The sequence below is a fragment of the Aliiroseovarius zhejiangensis genome, assembly GCF_014656375.1.
GTDB classification, from domain to species: Bacteria; Pseudomonadota; Alphaproteobacteria; order Rhodobacterales; family Rhodobacteraceae; genus Aliiroseovarius; species Aliiroseovarius zhejiangensis.
Genome location: NZ_BNCH01000001.1, coordinates 285,748 through 306,035, shown reverse-complemented (window position 1 = coordinate 306,035; position 20,288 = coordinate 285,748). Strand labels below are relative to the sequence as shown.

General features: G+C 60.6%; 23 protein-coding genes and 1 tRNA gene. 10 read left to right on the top strand and 14 right to left on the bottom strand.

Features of this window, described 5'->3' with window-relative positions; all coding sequences use genetic code 11:
* Nucleotides 1–76 precede the first annotated feature (76 nt).
* The 7 genes from IE188_RS01430 to IE188_RS01400 form a co-directional block, all read right to left on the bottom strand.
* Nucleotides 77–655 (bottom strand): CvpA family protein, encoded by a 579-nt coding sequence (locus IE188_RS01430; RefSeq protein ID WP_191284691.1) that lies wholly within the window; start codon nt 653–655, stop codon nt 77–79.
* Between the two features lie 51 nt (nt 656–706).
* Nucleotides 707–2,074 carry a DNA repair protein RadA gene (gene radA, locus IE188_RS01425; protein ID WP_191284690.1) on the bottom strand — a complete coding sequence of 456 codons (1,368 nt, stop codon included), beginning with the start codon at nt 2,072–2,074 and terminating at the stop codon, nt 707–709.
* Between the two features lie 40 nt (nt 2,075–2,114).
* A complete protein-coding gene (locus IE188_RS01420; RefSeq protein ID WP_191284689.1) occupies nt 2,115–2,552 on the bottom strand; it encodes a paraquat-inducible protein A in 438 nt (145 codons plus the stop codon).
* A gap of 99 nt (nt 2,553–2,651) precedes the next feature.
* Complete coding sequence (locus IE188_RS01415; RefSeq protein ID WP_191284688.1) at nt 2,652–3,398, bottom strand: ABC transporter ATP-binding protein; 747 nt, start codon at nt 3,396–3,398, stop codon at nt 2,652–2,654.
* Entirely contained in the window at nt 3,395–4,180 is a 786-nt protein-coding gene (locus IE188_RS01410) for an MlaE family ABC transporter permease (RefSeq protein WP_191284687.1), read from the bottom strand. Before IE188_RS01410 ends, IE188_RS01415 begins: the two co-directional genes overlap by 4 nt.
* The gene (alr, locus tag IE188_RS01405) at nt 4,177–5,226 is read right to left on the bottom strand and encodes an alanine racemase (RefSeq protein ID WP_191284686.1); all 1,050 of its coding nucleotides are present in this window, start codon (nt 5,224–5,226) and stop codon (nt 4,177–4,179) included. The genes IE188_RS01410 and alr overlap by 4 nt, the downstream gene beginning before the upstream one ends.
* A 109-nt stretch (nt 5,227–5,335) precedes the next feature.
* The gene (locus tag IE188_RS01400) at nt 5,336–6,550 is read right to left on the bottom strand and encodes a bifunctional alpha/beta hydrolase/OsmC family protein (RefSeq protein ID WP_191284685.1); all 1,215 of its coding nucleotides are present in this window, start codon (nt 6,548–6,550) and stop codon (nt 5,336–5,338) included.
* Nucleotides 6,551–6,678: 128 nt separating this feature from the next.
* On the opposite strand from IE188_RS01400, the gene IE188_RS01395 reads away from it, so the two are divergent.
* The 3 genes from IE188_RS01395 (at nt 6,679) to IE188_RS01385 (ending at nt 8,927) form a co-directional block, all read left to right on the top strand.
* A complete protein-coding gene (locus IE188_RS01395; RefSeq protein WP_191284684.1) occupies nt 6,679–7,587 on the top strand; it encodes an endonuclease/exonuclease/phosphatase family protein in 909 nt (302 codons plus the stop codon).
* A 62-nt stretch (nt 7,588–7,649) separates the two neighbouring features.
* On the top strand, nt 7,650–8,390 hold the full coding sequence (locus IE188_RS01390; protein ID WP_191284683.1) for a heme-dependent oxidative N-demethylase family protein: 741 nt from the start codon (nt 7,650–7,652) through the stop codon (nt 8,388–8,390).
* Between the two features lie 276 nt (nt 8,391–8,666).
* The gene (locus tag IE188_RS01385) at nt 8,667–8,927 is read left to right on the top strand and encodes a hypothetical protein (RefSeq protein ID WP_191284682.1); all 261 of its coding nucleotides are present in this window, start codon (nt 8,667–8,669) and stop codon (nt 8,925–8,927) included.
* Nucleotides 8,928–9,044: 117 nt separating this feature from the next.
* Here IE188_RS01385 and glnA read toward each other — a convergent pair whose 3' ends face one another.
* Nucleotides 9,045–10,451 carry a type I glutamate--ammonia ligase gene (gene glnA, locus IE188_RS01380; protein ID WP_191284681.1) on the bottom strand — a complete coding sequence of 469 codons (1,407 nt, stop codon included), beginning with the start codon at nt 10,449–10,451 and terminating at the stop codon, nt 9,045–9,047.
* A gap of 40 nt (nt 10,452–10,491) precedes the next feature.
* Nucleotides 10,492–10,830 carry a P-II family nitrogen regulator gene (locus IE188_RS01375; protein ID WP_191284680.1) on the bottom strand — a complete coding sequence of 113 codons (339 nt, stop codon included), beginning with the start codon at nt 10,828–10,830 and terminating at the stop codon, nt 10,492–10,494.
* Nucleotides 10,831–10,997: 167 nt separating this feature from the next.
* On the opposite strand from IE188_RS01375, the gene IE188_RS01370 reads away from it, so the two are divergent.
* Complete coding sequence (locus tag IE188_RS01370; RefSeq protein WP_191284679.1) at nt 10,998–12,605, top strand: NAD(P)H-hydrate dehydratase; 1,608 nt, start codon at nt 10,998–11,000, stop codon at nt 12,603–12,605.
* On the opposite strand, the gene IE188_RS01365 is transcribed toward IE188_RS01370, so the two are convergent.
* Nucleotides 12,602–13,105, bottom strand: a complete 504-nt coding sequence (locus tag IE188_RS01365; protein WP_191284678.1) for a Hint domain-containing protein — start codon at nt 13,103–13,105, stop codon at nt 12,602–12,604. The two genes, IE188_RS01370 and IE188_RS01365, sit on opposite strands and share 4 nt — an antisense overlap.
* Before the next feature lie 270 nt (nt 13,106–13,375).
* Here IE188_RS01365 and IE188_RS01360 point away from each other — a divergent pair.
* Nucleotides 13,376–13,460, top strand: a tRNA-Leu gene (locus tag IE188_RS01360).
* A gap of 22 nt (nt 13,461–13,482) precedes the next feature.
* Entirely contained in the window at nt 13,483–14,814 is a 1,332-nt protein-coding gene (tig, locus tag IE188_RS01355) for a trigger factor (RefSeq protein ID WP_191284677.1), read from the top strand.
* Nucleotides 14,815–14,881: 67 nt separating this feature from the next.
* Here tig and IE188_RS01350 read toward each other — a convergent pair whose 3' ends face one another.
* The 4 genes from IE188_RS01350 to rpsF form a co-directional block, all read right to left on the bottom strand.
* Complete coding sequence (locus tag IE188_RS01350) at nt 14,882–15,376, bottom strand: transglycosylase SLT domain-containing protein (RefSeq protein WP_191284676.1); 495 nt, start codon at nt 15,374–15,376, stop codon at nt 14,882–14,884.
* Between the two features lie 306 nt (nt 15,377–15,682).
* Nucleotides 15,683–16,309: a 50S ribosomal protein L9 gene (rplI, locus tag IE188_RS01345; RefSeq protein ID WP_191284675.1), complete on the bottom strand. Its 627-nt coding sequence runs from the start codon at nt 16,307–16,309 to the stop codon at nt 15,683–15,685.
* 12 nt (nt 16,310–16,321) lie between these two features.
* Complete coding sequence (rpsR, locus tag IE188_RS01340) at nt 16,322–16,549, bottom strand: 30S ribosomal protein S18 (RefSeq protein WP_068246410.1); 228 nt, start codon at nt 16,547–16,549, stop codon at nt 16,322–16,324.
* Nucleotides 16,550–16,568: 19 nt separating this feature from the next.
* Nucleotides 16,569–16,925, bottom strand: coding sequence for a 30S ribosomal protein S6 (gene rpsF, locus IE188_RS01335; protein ID WP_191284674.1), 357 nt, complete (start codon nt 16,923–16,925; stop codon nt 16,569–16,571).
* 342 nt (nt 16,926–17,267) lie between these two features.
* On the opposite strand from rpsF, the gene IE188_RS01330 reads away from it, so the two are divergent.
* The 4 genes from IE188_RS01330 to IE188_RS01315 all read left to right on the top strand — a co-directional run bounded on the left by IE188_RS01330 (nt 17,268) and on the right by IE188_RS01315 (nt 20,263).
* On the top strand, nt 17,268–17,918 hold the full coding sequence (locus tag IE188_RS01330) for a hypothetical protein (protein ID WP_191284673.1): 651 nt from the start codon (nt 17,268–17,270) through the stop codon (nt 17,916–17,918).
* Between the two features lie 138 nt (nt 17,919–18,056).
* On the top strand, nt 18,057–18,998 hold the full coding sequence (gene fabD, locus IE188_RS01325; protein WP_191284672.1) for an ACP S-malonyltransferase: 942 nt from the start codon (nt 18,057–18,059) through the stop codon (nt 18,996–18,998).
* Nucleotides 18,999–19,080: 82 nt separating this feature from the next.
* Complete coding sequence (gene fabG / locus IE188_RS01320) at nt 19,081–19,818, top strand: 3-oxoacyl-[acyl-carrier-protein] reductase (RefSeq protein WP_191284671.1); 738 nt, start codon at nt 19,081–19,083, stop codon at nt 19,816–19,818.
* Nucleotides 19,819–20,029: 211 nt separating this feature from the next.
* Nucleotides 20,030–20,263: an acyl carrier protein gene (locus tag IE188_RS01315; RefSeq protein WP_091430496.1), complete on the top strand. Its 234-nt coding sequence runs from the start codon at nt 20,030–20,032 to the stop codon at nt 20,261–20,263.
* Nucleotides 20,264–20,288 lie beyond the last annotated feature (25 nt).

Sequence of the window (20,288 nt, the reverse complement as noted above, 5' to 3'; positions counted from 1 at the left end):
CACGCGGCGATCTTCAGGACGGCGCGCAACCCATACGTCCAGATGCGATACGCGCCCGGTTGGGCGCGCTGTCACGTTACTCTGTCGGCGCTTGTTGGATTGGCGAGCTGCAGGCGCCAACCAGATCTTCATATTTCTGGACGATCCAGCCCGGCGCGTCCTCGGGGATCTGTTCGTTGATCTTGTCTTGCGTGCGGGCAAAGATCTTGGCGGTGCGGCTGTCATCGACCATCGCGATCGTGTCCGTGGTCACGATGCGGTCATAAACCACAAGCGCGATGGCCACCAGCAACAGGCCGCGCGCCACGCCAAAGATGAAACCGAGCGCCTGATCCAGCCCGCCAAGCGCGGATCGTTGGATGGCTGAGGAAAAGAGCGGCGTGAAGATCGACACGATCACCAGCGCCAGCGCAAAGACCCCGGCAAAGGCCGCGATCATCGACAACTCGCAACTGTCGGCGATGAAGTCTTTCAGAACCGGAATTTCCTTGACCAGCGGCAAGGCGCGGGGGGCAAAGATATAGGCCAGAATGGCCGCTGCGATCCACCCGAGGATGGACATGCCTTCGCGCACGAACCCGCGCGAATAGGCCAGAATGGCCGAAATCAGGATGACCGCCGCAACGATCCCGTCAATCAAGGTGAAGCCTTCCATGTCGTCTCACTTCGGTTCAAGCGTGGCTTGCCACCGTCCCTTTTTGTGGGGCTAACCGGCCCCGAAAATCTCACCAACGAACCCGGTCAGGTCCGCCATCTTCTGTATCTTCAACCCGGTTCCCGAGCCGGTCTTGCTGCGCGCAGGCGCGATGGCGGCTGTGAAACCAAGTTTTTGCGCTTCTTTCAACCGGTTTTCGGTCTGCCCCACAGGGCGCAAAGCCCCTGATAGACTGATTTCGCCAAAAACCACAGTCTCTTTCGGGATTGCCGCATCCTCGCGCGCGGAAAGTAGCGCCGCCGCCACAGCAAGGTCGGCGGCGGGTTCCGAGATTTTCATGCCACCGGCGACGTTCAGATAAACATCCAGCCCGGCAAACGGGATGCCGCAGCGGGCTTCCAGAACAGCAAGAATCATCGCCAGACGCCCGCTGTCCCAGCCCAGCACCGACCGGCGCGGCTGGCTGAGCGGCGAGGGCGCGACCAGCGCCTGAAATTCGACCAGCACGGGGCGCGTGCCTTCGATACCCGCGAACACCACCGAACCGGGGGCGGGGTCTTCGCGGTCGGACAGAAACAGCGCCGACGGGTTCAGAACCTCGGCCAGCCCTTTGCCGGTCATTTCAAACACGCCGATCTCATCTGCCGGGCCAAAGCGGTTTTTGACCGCGCGCAGGATGCGGAACTGGTGGCCACGCTCGCCTTCGAAATAGAGCACCGTGTCGACCATGTGTTCGACCACACGCGGCCCGGCGATCTGACCGTCCTTGGTGACATGGCCGACCAGAATGACCGAAATGCCGCGCTTCTTGGCAAAGGTTGTCAGTTCATGCGCGGCGGTACGGACCTGGCTGACAGACCCCGGCGCACTGTCCACGTGGTCGGCCCACATGGTCTGGATGGAATCGATGATCGCCAGCGCCGGGCGTTCCGCGTCCAGCGTCGTCATGATGTCGCGCAGATTGGTCTCGGCGGCCAGCCGAACCGGGGCATCGGTCAAGCCCAGACGCCCTGCGCGCATCCGCACTTGCGCCGAGGCTTCTTCGCCCGAAACATAGATCGTCGGCAACCCGGCGCGCGCAAATTTTGCGGCGGCCTGCAACAGCAAGGTCGATTTGCCAATGCCGGGGTCGCCCCCCACAAGAATGGCCGATCCGGGCACAAGACCGCCCCCTAGCACGCGGTCAAGCTCGGCCATGCCGCATTCGGTGCGGGGTGGCGGCGTTTCTTCCGTGGACAGGTCGGTCAGCCTGATCGCCGTGCCGCGCTTTCCCCCTAGGGATTTCGAGGCAGGGCCGGCACTTAGCGGCACATCTTCAACGATGGTGTTCCATTCTCCGCACGCTTCGCACCGCCCTGACCATTTGGACGAGGACGCGCCGCAGGCGTTACAGGTGAAGGTTTTCGGAGCTTTTGCCATGCGGCTTTTTGCCTGACCCAATCGGGGCTTGCAAGAGGTCTCAGACCCTCTGGCGTTTGGCCGTTGCGAAGCTGATCGCGATCGAGGTCAGGATGCAGGCGGTGAACAGATAGAGACCCCATCCGGTCTCGATTTTCGCCATGCCGATGCCTTTCACCAAGACGATGTAAAGCGCGATCAGGAAGATGTCAGCCATGGCCAGTTTGCCAAGGATGTTGAACACCGGCAGCATCTTGCGCCGCATCATGCCGAACTGGATCAGCGCGAGGCCAAGCACCTTCATGATCGGCGCAAAGACCGCGAAGAACGTGACGAGCAGGGCAAGGATCACGTCTGTGTCCCACAGGGCTTGCAGGCCAGAGATCACGCTGACTTCCTTCAGGCCAAAGAGCGGCAAGTTGAGGCCTGCCCGCATAAGCGGCGCGAACCACGCGATGGGGAAGGCGATCAGGAGGGCGAGGTTGAGGTATTTGAGCATGGTGACGCGGTGTCCAAATTGGCGAGGTTCAGAGAGTGACAGAGGGCTGCAGAGACCCGCGAGGTGGCGCGGCCCGGCAAGACTGCCGGCTGTCCTTCCTTAACGCACCGCCTCAATCGGCCCTTCCGCACTGCCTGAAATGAACTGCGTCAAGTAGGGATCGCCCGAGGCGTCCATGTCTCCGACTGGGCCCGTCCACTGCACCTTTCCCCCGTGCAGCATTGCCACCTTGTCGGCGATCACGCGGACCGAGGACATGTCGTGGGTGATGGTCATGGCGGTGGCGCCCATTTCCACAACGATTTCGCGGATCAGGTCGTTGATGACGCCGGACATGATGGGGTCAAGGCCGGTGGTGGGCTCGTCGAAAAAGATGATCTCAGGCTCGGCAGCGATGGCGCGGGCAAGGCCGACGCGTTTTTGCATCCCGCCCGACAGTTCGGCGGGGTAGAGGTCAGCGACATCGGGGGTCAGACCGACGCGCCGCAGTTTCTCGACTGCGATCTCGCGCGCCTCAGGCCACGGACGGGCCAGTGAGCCGCGCAGCAGACGGAACGCCACGTTTTGCCAGACGGGCAGGCTGTCAAACAGCGCGCCGCCTTGAAACAGCATCCCGAAGCGGGCAAGAAACGCGTCGCGTTCGGCCTTTTGCGTGTCTTCACCGTCCAGCGTGATCGTGCCGCTGTCCTGTGTCATCAGGCCCAGAACACATTTCAGAAGCACGGATTTCCCGGTGCCGGACCCGCCGATCACCACCATGCTTTCGCCACGCGGAATGGTCAGGTTCACACCGGACAAGACCTTTTTAGGGCCGAAACTCTTATGGACGTCTGTCAGTTCGATCATGTGGCAAAGAAGAAGCTGGTGAGAAGGAAGTTGGCGGCAAGGATCAGGATCGCCGCCGCCTCGACCGAGGTTTTGGTGGCCCGGCCCACGCCTTGCGCGCCGCGACCGGAATTCATCCCGTGATAGCAGCCCATCACGGCGGCGATGAACCCGAACACCGCGCCTTTCACGAGCGAGGACACGATATCGGCGGTTTCGAGGAAGTTCCAGGTGTTGTTGATATAAGCGCCCGGTGCGAAACCCAGTTGTTTGGTGCCGACGATATAGCCGCCCATGATGCCGATGATATCACCGATGCCCACCAGCGCGGGCACGACGAGGATCGCAGCCAGCACACGCGGCGCAGTCAGGTATTTCATCGGGTGGGTAGACAGGGTGACAAGGGCGTCGATCTGCTCGGTCACTTTCATGGTCGCAATCTCGGCCGCGATCGAGGAGGTCACGCGGGCGGCAATCATCAAGCCCACAAGCACCGGACCAAGCTCGCGCACCATACCGATGGCGACGATCTGGGGCACCACGGCTTCGGCCGAGAAGCGTTGCCCGCCGGAATAGATTTGCAGGGCAAGGGCCGCGCCGGTGAAGATCGCGGTCAGGCCCACCACAGGCAGGCTGAAATAGCCGATGTTCAGAAGCGCGTTCAGAAACTCACGCGGATAAAAGGGCGGGCGGATGATATGGCTAAGTGACTGACCCGCGAAGATCGCCACGCGACCCACCATGGCCAGAAAGCCAAGCGTGGCGCGGCCAAGGGCGGCCAAAGGATAGGTAAGCGGCTTCATCCGCGACCTCGCGCGTAATAGCGGGCATAGCGCGCGCCAAGCTGTGTCAAAACTTCATACCCGATTGTCCCGCCGACGTCAGCCAAATCATCCGGGGTCTGGTGCGTGCCCAACAGGGTCAGTGCTTTGGGGTCTCCCTTCAGATGCCCGACATCGACGGTGATCAGGTCCATCGACACGCGGCCAAGGATCGGGCAGGGCGTGTCTTCGTGAAACATCACGGCCTTGTTCGAAATATGGCGCGTGATCCCATCGGCATAGCCGCCGCTGACCGTGGCCACGCGGGTGGCGTGCTCTGCGACCCAGGTGTTGGAGTAGCCAACGCTTTCGCCTGCGGCCAGGTCGCGGATCTGCACCACAGGCAGGTCCAGCGTCACCACGGGGGCGGCGTTGTCGAACGGCAGGCCGCCATATAGGCCGATGCCGGGTCGCGTCAGGTCGAAATGATAATCCGGGCCCATCAGGATGCCACCGGTTGCCGACAGGCTGCGCGGCACGTCCACGCCCTCGGTCATTTCGTGGAATGTGTCGAGCTGCTGGCGGTTCATCAGGTGGGTGGGTTCATCCGCGCAGGCCAGATGGCTCATGATCAGGCGCGGGTTCTGCGATAGAATCAGATCGCGCAGCGTGGCCCATTCGGGTGGTTCCATCCCCAACCGGTTCATGCCTGTGTCCAGCTGGATGCCGAACGGGTGACCGGGCAGGGCTTCGAAATGGCGGGTCAGTTGTTCGACCGAATTCAGCATGGGCACAAGGCCAAGGTCGTGGATCATGTCGGTATCGCCCGACATATGGCCCCCGAAGACGCTGATTTCCGGCCCCGGACCAAGGGCTTCGCGCAGCGCGGCGCCTTCCTCGGCCACGGCGACAAAGAACCGGCGCGCGCCAGCCGCGGCCAGCGCACGCGCCACCTTGCCCACGCCAAGCCCATAGGCGTCGGCTTTGACCACCGCGGCGGTTTGCACCCCGGGGTCGGATTTCGCGTCAAGCGCCCGCCAGTTGGCGGCCACGGCGTCCAGATCAATGGTTAGTCTGCCTGTACTCATACGGGGGGTTTTTGACGCGTGGGTGGCGCAGGTCAAGGCCAAAAGCCGTTCCGGTCGGTCGGTGTGCCTCTTTCCGCGTCAAGTGTTGTCAGGAACCGCACATCGGGGGTCAGTCAACCAGCCGGGTCACGACCTTGCTGGAGCCTTCCAGGGTGCGGTGCACAGGGCAGCGATCGGCGATTTCCAGCAAACGGGCGCGTTGATCAGCGTCCAGTGCGCCCTCAAGGCAGATTTCGCGCTGGAACTGGTCGACCCGGTCGCGGGTGCCGGTTTCGGCATCCTGGGCATGCACCTTGTCGTGGCTCACATCCACGCGCACATGGTCCAGCGGCCAGCCCTTGCGGCGGGCATACATGCGGATGGTCATCGAGGTGCAGGCCGCCAGACCTGCCGACAGGAACCCATAGGGCGACAGGCCCTTGTTGGTGCCGCCATAGGCCAAAGGCTCGTCGGCATACATATGGTGGTTCGGTCCGGATTGTATGTCTTGCAGGAACCCGCGCGGGTCGGCTTCGCTGGCACGCACGATGCCTTCGGGGGCGCCGGGTGGTGGGGCTGGCGGGGTCAGTTCAATGTATTTTGCAGCCCATGCCGCGATCACTTCCGCCACATATTCAGCATCTTCGGCGCGGGTGATCAGGTGATCGGCGTCATCCAGGGTCACGAAACTCTTCGGATGCTTAGCGGCCATGAAAATACGGGCGGCGTTGTCGATCGACACGACCTCGTCGCGTGGGGCATGCAGCACCAGAAGCGCGGGTTTCAGTTTGCCAAGGATCGTTTCCAGGTCACTGCTTTTGACGTCCTCGAGGAACGCGTCGCTGACCCGGAACGGCCGACCGCCCAAACGAACCTCGGCGCTGCCTTCGGCGCGGATGCGGGGCAGGGCTTCGCGAAACGTCTCGATCACATGGGCCGGATCGGCAGGAGCACCGATGGTCACGACCCCCTTTGTGCCCGGCAAACGGCTGGCCGCCTTGAGGATGGCCGCCCCGCCCAGCGAATGCCCGATCAGCAGGCTGGGCGGCATGTCACGATCCGACAATGCCTGCGCCGCCAACAGAATATCGTCGACATTGGACGAGAAATGGGTGTTCTCGAACTCTCCTTCGGAATGGCCCAGCCCAGTGAAGTCAAAACGCAGCACGGCAATCCCCAGCGCGGCAAGGCGGGCCGCGATCCGGCGGGCGGCAATGATGTCCTTGCTGCAGGTAAAGCAATGGGCGAACAGGGCGGTGGCTAGGTGCGGCCCTTCGGGCACGTCCAGCCGTGCAGCCAATGCGTGACCCGCATGGCCAGTGAAGGTAAATTTCTCGGTCGTCATTGGCAAACCCCCTTGATGCGTGCTTGCAGATTGGGCATCCAGCGCGTAGCTCACAAGCTTGGCGGAGCCTCGCTCACGCAGTGGTGATTGAATGTGCCATACGAAGTTGATCCGGGTATCACGAACGCATGATTAAGCGCGGTCTCAGAAATCTGTTGTTGCTGGCCCTTGCCGCGTTGGGGGCAGGCTATCTGGGGCGGTTCCACCCGGCAGGGGACAGTGTCGCCGTGTTCCGACCGCAAATTGCCCTGGCGATCCTGCTTTTGGCCGTGCTGCTTTGGGTGGCACGGGCACGGCGCTGGGCCATTGTCGGAGGGGCTGCGGCGCTGGCCGCCATCGGCCCGATCTTCTGGATGAGCGGCGCGCTGAGCGCATCGGGCGGATCGGGGCTGAGCCTGTATCAGAAAAATATGCGGTTTCGCGTCGAAGACCCCGGGCTTTTGGCGGCAGACATACTGGCCCGTCGCCCCGATTTCCTGACCTTGCAAGAGATCAGCGGCGCAAACATGGTGGTGTTTGATCCGCTGGAGGCGACCTATAAGGCGCGGCAGTTCTGCCCCTTCGCCACCGTGGGTGGCGTGGCGGTGGCCTCGCGCTGGCCGATTGTGCCGGGGTCGGGGTTCTGCGCCGAAGCCGATGGCCTTGCGGCGATGCAAGTGACCACGCCACGCGGCCCGGTTTGGGTGGTGTCGATCCATTTGCACTGGCCCTGGCCGAAAAGCCAACCGGCCCATATCGCGCGCCTGTCTCCGGTTCTGTCCAGACTTGCAAATGACGATAGCGGCGCGCCGCTGGTGATTGGCGGTGACTTCAACATGGTTCCGTGGAGCCATGCCATGGCCCGGCTGACCGAGATCAGCAGGACCGAAAGGATCGGGCCGCCCCATGTGACCCTGACCAAGATGCGGGGCTGGATGCGGGTGCCGATTGATCATGTACTGGTCAGTGGCGGCGATGGCAGCGTGCAGCGGCTGGAGCGGCTCGGCTCGGATCATTTCGGCTTGTTTGCGCGCTTTGACTTGCCATTCGGTGCGTGAAAGGGCTTGATCCGGGTGCCGCCCCGACAAAGCGTTGACCCACCTGACTGACGGAGCATTCCATGGTCGAAATCTGCCAGTCCGCCCTACCGATCCGCCCCTGGGAAGATGCGCGATTGACGCGACTTCCCGGCTTGCAGCCGATCGCTTCGGGCGAATGGCTGGTGCAGGACGATGCCTATGCCGCACAGATGGCCCATCGCATTGCGCTGATCCATTCCAAGCGGGATACCGTTCACAAGCTGAGCGAGGCTGCACGGCCCGCAGCCGTGGAATTGCTGGACACCGTTCTGGACGCGCTTGCCGTCAGTCAAGGTTTCGAGATCTCGGGCGGTGGGGTGACCTGCCCGGACGGGCGCAAGGTCGTGATCGACCGCGACGCGCCGCTTCTGACATGCGGGCGCCTTGTGCAGGAAGATCTTGTCTTGATGCAGAAGCAGGGGGATGAACACGTTCTGACCGGTGCCATCCTGTGCTTTCCCGCCAGTTGGTCGCTGGAGGAGAAGTTCATGAAGCCTCTGGTTCGCATTCACAAACCGGTGACGGATTATACACCGGATATCGCAAAACGCGTGCAACGCCTGTTTGATGGGATTCAGGTCGGGCGGCCGATGTGGCGGGCGAACTGCCTGACCTATGATGATCCGGAGCTGCACCAACCCCGGCGCGAAGATGATCGGCGAGAGATGGCGCCGGACGGCCCGACCTGGACCCGGGTCGAGCGTCAGGGAATGCGGCGTCTGCCGGTGACGGGGGCGGTGGTTTTTTCGATCCACACCTATGTCGTGCGCAATGAGGCGTGATTCGCGACCCGGCGAATGTTAGCGGTAATGACAGAAACGTGGCGCCCCTTTGGCCTAAGCATGACGTTCGATCCCCGATCGGTTGAACGGGTGTGATGGATGCCATCATTTGGTGCGAAAACCTGCCGTTTTCGTCAATTCAAGTCAAAATATCTTGAAAAATACGTGCTTTAGACTATCGCTGGACTGGAATTTAATCGTTGGTGAATACGGCTTGTCGAAGCTGAGCCAATGGCGGCTTTGTTGGTCGGTAACTTGGTATGAAAGGTAAATAAGATGATCCGGACAGGTTTGGTTGTTCTGAGCGTGGCTGTTGTGTTGTCGGGCTGTGGGCGGTCCAGTTATGAAAGCACACCCGTCGAAGTGAACACTCCGAAAGGGAAAGTGACCTGTCAGCTTTACACCCCCGAACGTGTGCAATGGGACGAGGCTGTGGCGAAACCCGAAAGCATGTCGAAGAAGGAAGCTGACAATATCTGCATCGAGCGGGGCGCGAAGCAGTTGGAAGCCTATCGCGCGGCAGGCGGGCGCGTCTGATCCGTTAGGGGACAAGCAAGCGGCAGAAATGTGGTCAGCGGAACGTTTCAGAGTTTCAGAAAGTGACATGAAAAAGGGCGCCATCATCGGCGCCCTTTCCTTTGTTCAGCGTTGGGATCAGCAGCTGTAGTAAAGCTGATACTCGATCGGGTGCGGGGTTTGCTCATACGCATAGACCTCTTCCCATTTCAGGGCCAGGTAGCCTTCGATCTGATCCTTGGTGAACACGTCACCGGCCAGCAGGAAGTCGTGATCCTCTTTCAGGCTGTCGAGTGCTTCACGCAAAGAGGCGCAGACCGTGTCGATGCCTTCCAGTTCTTCCGCCGGCAGATCATACAGGTTCTTGTCCTGTGCAGGGCCGGGGTCGATCTTGTTCTTGATGCCGTCAAGCCCGGCCATCAGAAGCGCTGCAAAACACAGATAGGGGTTGGCGGCGGGATCGGGGAACCGGGCCTCGACACGCTTGGCTTTCGGGCTTTCCGTCCACGGAATACGAACACAACCCGACCGGTTACGGGCCGAATACGCGCGCAGGACGGGGGCTTCGAACCCGGGGATCAGACGCTTGTAGCTGTTGGTCGACGGGTTGGTGAAGGCGTTCAGGGTCTTGGCGTGTTTCAGAATACCACCGATGAACCACAGGGCTTCCTGGCTGAGGTCGGCGTATTTGTCACCTGCAAACAGCGGTTTGCCGTCTTTCCAGATCGACATGTTCACATGCATTCCGGTGCCGTTGTCGCCCGCGATGGGTTTCGGCATGAAGGTTGCCGTCTTGCCATAGGCATGGGCCACGTTGTGAATGACGTATTTGTATTTCTGCAACTCGTCAGCCTGTTTGGTCAGGGTGTCGAAGATCAATCCAAGCTCGTGCTGGCACGAGGCCACTTCGTGGTGGTGCTTGTCGGTTTTCATGCCAAGCTGCTTCATCGTGGTCAGCATTTCCGAGCGCAGATCCTGCGCGTCGTCAATCGGGTTCACCGGGAAATAGCCCCCTTTGACGCCCGGACGGTGACCGGTGTTGCCCATTTCATATTCGGTGTCCGAATTCCACGCCGCGTCCACCGCGTCGACTTCGAACGAGACCTTGTTCATGGTGTTCGAGAAGCGCACATCGTCGAACAGGAAGAATTCTGCCTCGGGCCCCATATAGGCCACATCCCCGATGCCCGAGGATTTCAGATAGGCTTCGGCTTTTTCGGCGGTGCCGCGGGGGTCGCGCCCATAGGCTTCGCCGGTGTCCGGCTCGACAATCGAGCAATGCAGACACAGGGTCTTTTCTGCATAGAACGGGTCGACATAGGCGCTGGTGCAATCCGGCATCAGTTTCATGTCCGAGTTTTCGATCGACTTCCAACCTGCGATGGAGGACCCGTCGAACATGAAGCCTTCTTCCAGGAAGTCTTCGTCGACAAGGTCGCAATCCACGGTCACGTGTTGCAGCTTGCCGCGCACGTCGGTGAAGCGGATGTCGACATAGGCGATGTCTTCATCCTTGATCATGGAAAGTACGTCAGTTGCACTCATTTCAAGTATCCTTTGGTTCGTGTCTTGTCTGGATGTTGGGTCAGATCGCGTCGTGGCCGGATTCACCGGTACGGATGCGAATGGCTTGTTCGACAGGGGTGACGAAGATCTTGCCATCGCCAATCTTGTCGGTTTTGGCGGCGTCGATGATCGCCTCGATCGCTTCGTCCACCTGATCTTCGGGCAGCACGACTTCGATCTTCACTTTGGGAAGAAAGTCAACGACATACTCGGCACCGCGATACAGTTCGGTATGGCCTTTCTGGCGGCCAAATCCCTTGACTTCGATGACCGACAGTCCCTGCACCCCGATGTCCTGAAGGGCCTCTTTGACTTCATCGAGTTTGAACGGCTTGATGATCGCTTCGATCTTTTTCATCTGCATCCCCATCTGGCTCATGCGTGTTGCGACCCAAAGACCACTTTCCCGTGAGAGGGACAATTGGATAGGCTGGTGCAGGGCGGTGTGTTTCGGCCAATATCCAGCCGATTGCACAAAAATTAGGCGATTGGTTTGAAATTTATGCACTTGTTGAAAGGCGACCCATGACGGAATTGCTGACGGCGGCCCAAATGCGGGCGATAGAGCAAGCGGCCATCGAGTCGGGCGCGGTTACCGGGCTTGAGTTGATGGAGCGGGCCGGGCGGGGTGTGGTCGAGGCCATCTTCGAGGAATGGCCTGAATTGGCGAGGGTGGAACGAGGGGCCAGCCCCTCGTGCTCCCCGGGATATTTGGAGCCAGAAGAAACGGGGAAGGTGTTCAGGGCCGTGGTGCTGTGCGGCCCGGGGAACAACGGTGGCGACGGGTTTGTCGTGGCGCGGTTGTTGAAAGAGCGGGGCTGGGAGGTGGAGGTGTTTCTGTATGGGGATGCGTCGAGGCTACCGCCAGATGCGCGGGTGAATTATGAGCGGTGGGCGGAGTTGGGGGCGGTTACACCCTGGGACGAAGGCCGCATTGCAGAGCGGGATGGTGATCTGTTCGTCGATGCGGTTTTCGGTGCAGGCTTGACCAGGTCACCGGAGGACAAAGTGCTTCGGCCGCTTGACAGTTTGTATGTTCGAGGGGCGACATTCGGAAAAATGGTGGCAATAGATGCCCCGTCCGGACTGTGCATGGACAGTGGTGTTGCCTTGTCGGCCAATTACGGTGCGGTTCGGGCTTTTCTGACAGTGACATTCCACAAAGCACGGATCGGTCATTTTTGCGGGGATGGTGAAACGTATTGCACGAAGTTGGCTGTGAAAGACATTGGTCTGGAGACCAGTTCGCCACGGTGTGAGCAGGCTGGTATCGGGAAGGTCAAGCTTCAGGATAGACCCAGCGGTCTTGGAAAACTCGGCGATGGTCACAAGTACGCCCACGGCCATGCCATGATCCTTTCCGGCCCATCCGGCAAGGGGGGCGCGGCACGGTTGGCTGCGCGTGGGGCGCTGCGCATCGGGGCAGGGCTTGTCACCGTCGCGCCCACGCCCGGCGCGCTTCAGGAAAACGCGGCGCGGCTGGATGCGATCATGTTGTCTCCGGTCGGGGATGCACAGGCGTTGGAGGCGGTGTTGGCGGACGCACGGCTGAACGCGCTGTGCCTTGGCCCCGGACTGGGGCAGGAGCGGGCGCGGGACTTGGTGCCGGTGGCGTTGGCGGCGGGGCGCGCAACGGTTCTGGATGCGGATGCGTTGACGGCCTATGCCGATGCGCCGCAGGAACTGTTCGATATGTTGCATGGAAACTGTGTGCTGACGCCTCATGCCGGTGAGTTTGCGCGGCTGTTCCCGGATATTGCCGAGAAGCTGAACGCCCCGGCCACCAAGGGCCCGGCCTATTCGAAGGTTGACGCGACGCGCGAGGCGGCGGCACGGGCAGGCTGTGTGGTCTTGTTCAAAGGGCCGGATACGGTGATTGCGGACCCGGATGGAACGTGCGCGGTCAACCCGGCAGCTTATGAACGGTCTGCCCCGTGGCTGGCGACGGCCGGGTCAGGGGACGTGCTGGCGGGCTTTATGACCGGGTTGCTGGCGCGCGGCTTTGCCCCGAAGCCAGCAGCGGAACAGGCGGCCTCGCTGCATGTGGAATGCGCGTTGACCTTTGGGCCGGGGCTGATTGCCGAGGACCTGCCAGAGATGCTGCCGCGTGTGTATCGCGGGTTGGGAGGCTAGTGGGCGTGCTTCCGGTGCGGCGTTCCCAGCATGTACAGCCCGCCCGCGCGAAACAGGGTGGGGCGTCGGAAATGCAACTGGAACAACGGTATCTCGGTGTTCAGGGTCATGTGGTGGACGAGGTCTCCGTCCACCATTGCCGACACGGGAACAAGCGCCTGATCCCGCCCGAACATGGCGCGCGACAGCCACCCTGCAACCAGCAGGATTTGCCGGTGTGAGGTGATCACGGGGCCGGCGCGGCGGCCTGAACGGCTGTCTGACAGAGCATCCGGAGCGATCCGGCACAGGCTGCGCGTCGGGGCGACGGTGCGGGTGATGGCGTCGAGCCGCACACTGCCTGCCCCCGGTGTAAGCACCCGATCGCCGGGGGTGAGGGTTTCAATCATGCGATCGCCGTGAAGAGTGTGAATCAGCGTACCGGGGCCAAGCCCCGCCGTGGCAACGCTGTTGCGCACGTTTTCCGCCATCACACCGCCCGAAACTGGGTTGGGTGTCATCTATGTCCTGCCTTCGTCTGTGGCCCGGTGTCCGGGCTCTGCTTTTGTGTTTTGCAGGCTAGCAAGGTTGCGGGCAAAATCACTTGTTTTCTGGTCGCTTGCGTCTGGTCACTGGCAATCCTTCGCAGCCTGTGACCAATAGAACGCGATTTGCCACCCGTCGAACGGCCTGGCGCGCGTTTTTCCTCTCGCATCCTGCCTATACTGGTGTTAGAAGGGCGCGAATTTGGGCGGCCCCTGCGAAACCAGTGCGGGCTGCCCACGGTTTTTGCGGGTGTGGCGAAATTGGTAGACGCACCAGATTTAGGTTCTGGCGCCGCGAGGCGTGGGGGTTCAAGTCCCTCCACCCGCACCATAGACGGAAAAAGGACGAGATGATGCAGGTCACCGAGACCCTGAATGAAGGTCTGAAACGCGGCTATAAGATTGTGGTTCCGGCCGCTGATCTGGATGCCAAAGTCAACGAAAAGCTGGCCGAGGCGCAGCCCGAAGTCGAAATGAAGGGCTTTCGCAAGGGCAAGGTGCCGATGGCGCTTCTGAAGAAGCAGTTTGGTCAGCGCCTGATGGGCGAAGCCATGCAGGAAGCCGTCGACGGCGCCATGAACAAGCATTTCGAAGAAAGCGGCGACCGCCCGGCGATGCAGCCCGACGTGAAGATGACCAATGAAGATTGGAAAGAGGGCGACGACGTTGAGATCGAGATGAGCTATGAGGCTCTGCCCGAGATCCCGGACGTCGACCTGAAAGGCATCAAGCTGGAAAAGCTGGTTGTGAAAGCCGGTGAGGCGGATATCGAAGAAGCGCTGGGCAGCCTGGCTGAAACCGCACAGGATTTCAAAGACCGCAAGAAAGGGTCGAAAGCCAAGGACGGTGATCAGGTTGTGATCGACTTCCTGGGCAAGGTTGACGGCGAAGCCTTTGACGGTGGTGCGGCGGAAGATTATCCGCTGGTGCTGGGGTCGGGGTCGTTCATTCCCGGTTTCGAGGAGCAGCTGGTCGGTGCGAAAGCAGGCGATGATGTGGAAGTCAAAGTGTCGTTCCCGGCCGAGTATGGGGCTGAGAACCTGGCCGGCAAGGACGCTGTCTTTGAGTGCAAGGTGAAAGAGGTTAAAGAACCTGTCGCCGCCGAAATCAACGACGAGTTGGCGAAGAAGTTTGGCGCAGAAGATCTGGAGGCTCTGAAAGGGCAGATCAGTGAACGTCTGGAAGCCGAGTTCTCGGGAGCCGCGCGTGCGGTGATGAAGCGTGGTCTGCTGGACGAGTTGGACAAGCTGGTCGATTTCGACCTGCCGCCGTCGCTTCTGGATGCCGAGGCCAAGCAGATCGCGCATCAGCTGTGGCATGAGGAAAACCCGGACGTGGAAGGTCACGACCACCCCGAGATCGACCCGACGGACGAGCACATCAAGTTGGCTGGACGCCGCGTGCGCCTTGGCTTGCTGTTGGCCGAGCTGGGCCAGAAGGCCGAGATCGAGGTGTCGGATGCCGAGATGACTCAAGCCGTCATGAACCAGGCGCGTCAGTACCCGGGGCAGGAACGCCAGTTCTTTGAATTCGTTCAGCAGAACCCGCAGATGCGCCAGCAGATCCAGGCACCGCTGTTTGAAGACAAAGTTATCGACTATGTCTTTGAGCTGGCCGAAGTGTCGGAAAAAGAAGTGTCCAAGGACGATCTTCAGAAGGCTGTCGAGGCGCTGGAAGAAGAATAAGACCGGCGCCGCCGTTCAAGGAAAAAGCCGCCCGATTGGGCGGCTTTTTTTCGTTTGTCGGGCCGCGTCAGCCGGGGCGCAACCCGGTTTCGACCAGAAGCCCTTTGCGCTTGGCTTCGTAATAATAGCCCTTGGCATACCACTTCATCGCCCCTTCGATGCTGCCACCCGACACGATATAGGCACCGCGCAGGTACTTGCCCGCGTATTTCAGGTTCACGTCCGGATTCAGAAGCTCTTTGGGCGGGCCACGATGCCCCATGGTGCGGGCGGTTTGAGGCAGGATCTGCAGCAACCCCCAATAGGGTCCGTTGCGTGCCCATGGGCGATGGGTGCTTTCGCGCACGGCCTGTCGGTGCACAAGTTCGCGCGGGATCTGGTAGTGATCAGCCCATTTGTTGATCAGGCCGCGCAGCTCGGGCGTTTCGTTGGGATAGAGCGGCGGATTGAACGACCCGTCAATGCGGTGCGTTGATTTTTGCGATCGATCATGTCCAAAGCAGCCCGTCAGGGCAAGCGTGGACAGTGAAACAACAAAAGCACGTCGAGTAAAGTGAGTCATACCCCGAACTGTATTGTGAACAAGGTTGTGAGAATAGCCGTTTGTGGCGGGGTCGGCGATGCCGCGCTGACAAGTTGTCAGGCAAGGTGTGGGGCGTCGGAAATGCAAATGGAACGGCTCGGCTGTTGCCCTTTCGATGTGTGAGAAAGCGGACGTCTGTGAATAGAGTGGTGGTATATTGCTTCACTCATGTTGAGTGAAAGGTAGGGATCGTAGCGCCAAGACGCGCCGAGAAGGCTTCATCAATGATGCAAAAAAGCCGCCCCGAAACGGAGCGGCTTTTGTTCTTGAGGTGGAAGTAAGGGCTTAGTCTTCCTCTGAATCCTCAGCAGAGACTTCTTCTTCGACGGCTTCGGCCAGGTCTTCGTCTTCCGACGCGGCTGCACCGATGTCGTCGAACAGTTCGGCGATCTCGAACTCGGCTTCAGCTTCGGCTTCAGCGGCCAGTTCCTGGATCGACTTGCCCGAGGCTTGCAATTCGGCTTCTTCGGCAGAACGGGCGACGTTCAGCTGAATCTCGACCTCGACTTCGGGGTGCAGGACGACATGCACGGCGTGCAGGCCCAGTTCCTTGATCGGGGCTTTCAGGGCGACCTGTTTCTTGTCGATGGTGAAGCCGGCTTCGGTGGCGACGTCAGCGGCATCACGTGGGGTGACAGAGCCGTAAAGCGCGCCAGCGTCCGAGGCGGAGCGAATCACGACGAACTGTTCGCCGTCCAGTTTCGCGGCCAGGGCTTCGGCTTCTTTCTTGGTTTCCAGGTTGCGCGCTTCCAGCTGCGCTTTCTGGGCTTCGAAGGATGCGATGTTGGCGTCGGAGGCCGACAGGGCCTTGCCCTGGGGCAGAAGGAAGTTGCGGGCAAAGCCCGGCTTCACGTCAACGACATCGCCCATCTGGCCAAGTTTGGCCACACGTTCCAGAAGGATAACTTGCATGATCAGATCTCCTTACTTCACGGCATAGGGAAGCAGGGCGAGGAAGCGGGCGCGTTTGATGGCGCGCGACAGTTCGCGTTGCTTCTTGGCCGACACAGCGGTGATCCGCGAGGGGACGATCTTGCCACGCTCGGAGATGTAGCGCTGCAGAAGGCGCGTGTCTTTATAGTCGATCTTCGGCGCGTTGTCGCCCGAGAAGGGGCATACTTTGCGACGGCGGAAAAATGGTTTGGCTGCCATGGGTTAGATCCTTTCGAACTTAGCGGTCACGGCCACGGCGGTCGCCGCGTTCGTCACGCTTTTGCATTTGGATCGACGGGCCTTCGGCGTGTTCGTCAACCTTGATCGTCAGCGTGCGCATCACGTCATCGTGCAGGCGCATCAGGCGTTCCATTTCCTGAACGGCCGGTGCGGGTGCATCGGTCTTCATGAACGCATAGTGACCCTTGCGGTTCTTGTTGATCTTGTAAGACATCGTCTTGACGCCCCAGTACTCGCTGTCAACGACTTTACCGCCGTTGTCGGCCAGCACGGTGCCAAAATGTTCGATGAGGTTTTCAGCTTGCGTATTGGACAAGTCCTGACGCGAGATGAAGACATGCTCGTAAAGCGGCATGTGAGCTCCAGTTCTTTTTTCAGGCGCGCTTCAAAGGATGGGGCTTCACCTTTCCGCCCCCATCCACGAGAGGCCACGCGGTTCTCAGACACACGGAAAGGACGGTGCCTTATACACGTCTGCGCCCATGGTGCAAGGCTGATTCCGGTTTGTGTGCCGGTCCCGTGATACCCGTGCAGAGTTCCGGCCCGGATCCCTGCAATTGCCCGCGAATGACCAGACCTGCGCCCTAATCCCGTCACAGTTGCGTGGGAGCGTTCGAGTACAGGGAGGGCGTCGGTCCGGATACGGAAATCGCACGGTTGATCCCGGTGATATTGAACTGAAATGGGCGGCACACGGATGCAGGGCAATATTGAGAATATCAAGTCTTCGGAAACAACCGAACAGGGCAAGGGCGGACCAGGGGTCGTGCAGACTCCGTGGGGATATCGTTTAAGCGCGATTGGCACAGAGGCGGGGCTGTTGCGGCTGACACATGCAGCGGGACGGTTCGTCGGTCTGGTGCTTCTTTTGATTATCGCAGGCGTCTGGTCTTTTTCGGCCGACACGTTTGCCGATCCGTTGACCATGGCGATGAAGCTTGGCCTGACGGGCCTGTTGTTCGTGGTGGGCTGGATGCTGTTCTGGTATGGCCGCGACGCGCGTCAGGTCGAAGCACAGGTTGATCTGGATGGCTGTGAGTTGCGGATCGGGCATCGGGACGGTCTGAACCGGTTCCGGCACGAAACGCGCATTCCCTTCGCGGATATCGGATCATTTCTGATCCTGCGCAACGACGACAACCCGGATGATGCGGCCCTCTATGCGCGGATCGGCAGCGGCATGGACGCCTATGAGGTCATCGCAGGGCCCGAGGCGGCGCTGGAACGCATTCAGGCGCGGCTTGTTTCGGACCTGACCGGCGAGCGGCGCAGACGCGATCCGAGAAACCGCAGGATCGCACGGGTGACGGGCAATGCCATTTCGCTGGCGCGGGTGTCGGCCCCGTAAGCGACACTCAATCGAAGTTCGACCGGTTCGGCGTGCGTCTTGTCAGGCGGGCGCCGATTTTCATTTCCGGCAAAGCGATTGCGCCAAACGTCCCTGCGCGCTATGCCCTTTGGGAAAGGCATGACAACAGGAGAGCCCATGAGCCGCGCATTCGTATTCCCCGGGCAGGGCGCCCAAAGCATCGGAATGGGCAAGGCCCTTGCAGACGCGTATCCAGCGGCGAAGGCCGTGTTCGACGAGGTTGACGAGGCGCTTGGCGAAAAGTTGTCCTCGCTGATCTGGGAGGGCGAGCAGGAGGCCTTGACGCTCACGCAGAATGCGCAGCCAGCCCTGATGGCCACATCGCTTGCCGCGATGCGGGCATTAGAGGCGGAAGGCGTTTCGGTGTCGGCAGCGTCCTTTGTCGCGGGCCATTCGCTGGGCGAATACTCGGCGTTGGCGGCGGTCGGCACATTTTCGATTGCCGACGCCGCCCGGTTGTTGCGTGCGCGGGGCAAAGCCATGCAAGAGGCCGTGCCCGTAGGGGTCGGGGCGATGGCTGCCTTGCTGGGGCTGGATTTTAAAACAGCCGAAGCCGTGGCCTTGGAAGCAGCACATGATCAGGTCTGCCAGGCGGCCAATGACAATGATCCGGCACAGGTGGTTGTGTCCGGCCACAAGGAGGCGGTCGAGCGCGCCGTCGAAATCGCAAAGGCCAAAGGCGCGCGACGCGCGGTACTTTTGCCGGTCAGCGCGCCGTTTCACTGCGCCCTGATGCAGCCCGCAGCGGAAGCGATGGCAGAGGCGTTATCGCATGTCGAGATGAAAGCGCCTGTCGTGCCATTGGTGTCGAATGTGCGGGCGCGCGCGATTTCCGATGCAACCACGATCAGGTCGCTGTTGGTCGAACAGGTCACAGGTTCAGTGCGCTGGCGTGAAAGCGTGGCGTGGATGGCTGAACAGGGTGTGACCGAGATCTGGGAAATTGGTGCAGGAAAGGCCTTGTCAGGCATGATCCGGCGCATTGCAAAAGATGTCGAAACGCGCGCGGTTGGCACCCCGGACGATGTCGCTGCTGCGGTCGCGGCACTGAACGGGTAGGCAGTTTCAGGAGATTCTGAATTCTGCCGTCAGTCCCGTCGTGGGGATTGGCGCCTGCAAAGAGATGAAGAAGGAAGTATAAATGTTTGATCTGACTGGAAAGAATGCGCTGGTCACTGGGGCATCGGGTGGCATTGGTGGCGCGATTGCCACGGCTCTTCACGGTGCCGGGGCGACTGTGGCGTTGTCCGGTACGCGTGTGGAACCGCTTGAGGCTCTGGCCGCAGAGTTGGGCGAGCGGGCGCATGTGCTGCCCTGCAACCTGTCGGATGGCGACGCCGTGGATGCGTTGCCCAAGCAGGCGGTCGAGGCGATGGGATCGGTGGACATACTGGTCAACAACGCCGGGATCACCCGCGACCAGATTTTCATGCGCATGTCCGATGAGGAATGGGACAGCGTGATCAGCGTCAATCTGACCTCGACCATGCGTCTGTGCCGGGGTGTCATGCGCCCAATGATGAAAGCCCGTTGGGGGCGGATCATCAACATCAGCTCGATCGTGGGGGCGACCGGCAACCCGGGGCAGGTGAACTATGCCGCGTCCAAGGCAGGGATGGTCGGGCTGACCAAATCCATCGCCTATGAGGTGGCCAGCCGCGGCATCACGGCAAACTGCGTCGCACCCGGGTTCATTGCAACCGCGATGACCGACAAGCTGACCGACGACCAGAAAGACAAGATCAACGCGCAAATCCCCGCCGCGCGGATGGGTACACCCGAAGAAATCGCGGCCGCCGTGCTGTACCTTGCCGCACCCGAGGCAGGATACACCACCGGGGCGACGATTCATGTGAATGGCGGAATGGCCATGTTGTGACAAGGGGGGCGGGTGAACAGCACTCGGTCACCTGACCTATCGAAGGTCTAAAGCGTTTGCCTATCTAATGCGATGTGCTATAGGCGGCGCATGTTTTTCTCCAACATACCTTTCGGGGTGGGGGATGTCGGTGTTACACACCGAAAACTAAGTGGCCCATCCCGGGTCTATCGAAAAGGGCCAAGCGCCTGAAAAAACGTGAGGATTTATCATGAGCGACGTCGCAGATCGCGTGAAGAAAATCGTTGTTGAGCACCTGGGTGTTGAAGAGGACAAGGTCACGGAATCGGCCTCGTTCATTGACGACCTTGGCGCCGACAGCCTGGACACCGTTGAACTGGTGATGGCCTTCGAAGAAGAGTTCGGCATCGAGATCCCGGATGATGCTGCCGAGACCATTCAAACCTTCGGCGACGCCGTGAAATTCATCTCGGAAGCCGTATAAGGTCACGAGACTTTCCAATTCCAGA

Bases quoted from the DNA above. Each gene is read 5' to 3' on its own strand.
- IE188_RS01410 (WP_191284687.1), bottom strand. From the start codon at position 4,180: ATGAAGCCGCTTACCTATCCTTTGGCCGCCCTTGGCCGCGCCACGCTT.
- rpsR (WP_068246410.1), bottom strand. From the start codon at position 16,549: ATGGCAGCCAAACCATTTTTCCGCCGTCGCAAAGTATGCCCCTTCTCG.
- IE188_RS01420 (WP_191284689.1), bottom strand. From the start codon at position 2,552: ATGCTCAAATACCTCAACCTCGCCCTCCTGATCGCCTTCCCCATCGCG.
- IE188_RS01395 (WP_191284684.1), top strand. From the start codon at position 6,679: ATGATTAAGCGCGGTCTCAGAAATCTGTTGTTGCTGGCCCTTGCCGCG.
- IE188_RS01315 (WP_091430496.1), top strand. From the start codon at position 20,030: ATGAGCGACGTCGCAGATCGCGTGAAGAAAATCGTTGTTGAGCACCTG.
- rpsF (WP_191284674.1), bottom strand. From the start codon at position 16,925: ATGCCGCTTTACGAGCATGTCTTCATCTCGCGTCAGGACTTGTCCAAT.
- tig (WP_191284677.1), top strand. From the start codon at position 13,483: ATGCAGGTCACCGAGACCCTGAATGAAGGTCTGAAACGCGGCTATAAG.
- IE188_RS01330 (WP_191284673.1), top strand. From the start codon at position 17,268: ATGCAGGGCAATATTGAGAATATCAAGTCTTCGGAAACAACCGAACAG.
- IE188_RS01390 (WP_191284683.1), top strand. From the start codon at position 7,650: ATGGTCGAAATCTGCCAGTCCGCCCTACCGATCCGCCCCTGGGAAGAT.
- fabD (WP_191284672.1), top strand. From the start codon at position 18,057: ATGAGCCGCGCATTCGTATTCCCCGGGCAGGGCGCCCAAAGCATCGGA.
- glnA (WP_191284681.1), bottom strand. From the start codon at position 10,451: ATGAGTGCAACTGACGTACTTTCCATGATCAAGGATGAAGACATCGCC.
- fabG (WP_191284671.1), top strand. From the start codon at position 19,081: ATGTTTGATCTGACTGGAAAGAATGCGCTGGTCACTGGGGCATCGGGT.
- IE188_RS01415 (WP_191284688.1), bottom strand. From the start codon at position 3,398: ATGATCGAACTGACAGACGTCCATAAGAGTTTCGGCCCTAAAAAGGTC.
- alr (WP_191284686.1), bottom strand. From the start codon at position 5,226: ATGAGTACAGGCAGACTAACCATTGATCTGGACGCCGTGGCCGCCAAC.
- IE188_RS01350 (WP_191284676.1), bottom strand. From the start codon at position 15,376: ATGACTCACTTTACTCGACGTGCTTTTGTTGTTTCACTGTCCACGCTT.
- IE188_RS01385 (WP_191284682.1), top strand. From the start codon at position 8,667: ATGATCCGGACAGGTTTGGTTGTTCTGAGCGTGGCTGTTGTGTTGTCG.
- IE188_RS01400 (WP_191284685.1), bottom strand. From the start codon at position 6,550: ATGACGACCGAGAAATTTACCTTCACTGGCCATGCGGGTCACGCATTG.
- radA (WP_191284690.1), bottom strand. From the start codon at position 2,074: ATGGCAAAAGCTCCGAAAACCTTCACCTGTAACGCCTGCGGCGCGTCC.
- IE188_RS01375 (WP_191284680.1), bottom strand. From the start codon at position 10,830: ATGAAAAAGATCGAAGCGATCATCAAGCCGTTCAAACTCGATGAAGTC.
- IE188_RS01365 (WP_191284678.1), bottom strand. From the start codon at position 13,105: ATGACACCCAACCCAGTTTCGGGCGGTGTGATGGCGGAAAACGTGCGC.
- IE188_RS01370 (WP_191284679.1), top strand. From the start codon at position 10,998: ATGACGGAATTGCTGACGGCGGCCCAAATGCGGGCGATAGAGCAAGCG.
- IE188_RS01430 (WP_191284691.1), bottom strand. From the start codon at position 655: ATGGAAGGCTTCACCTTGATTGACGGGATCGTTGCGGCGGTCATCCTG.
- rplI (WP_191284675.1), bottom strand. From the start codon at position 16,309: ATGCAAGTTATCCTTCTGGAACGTGTGGCCAAACTTGGCCAGATGGGC.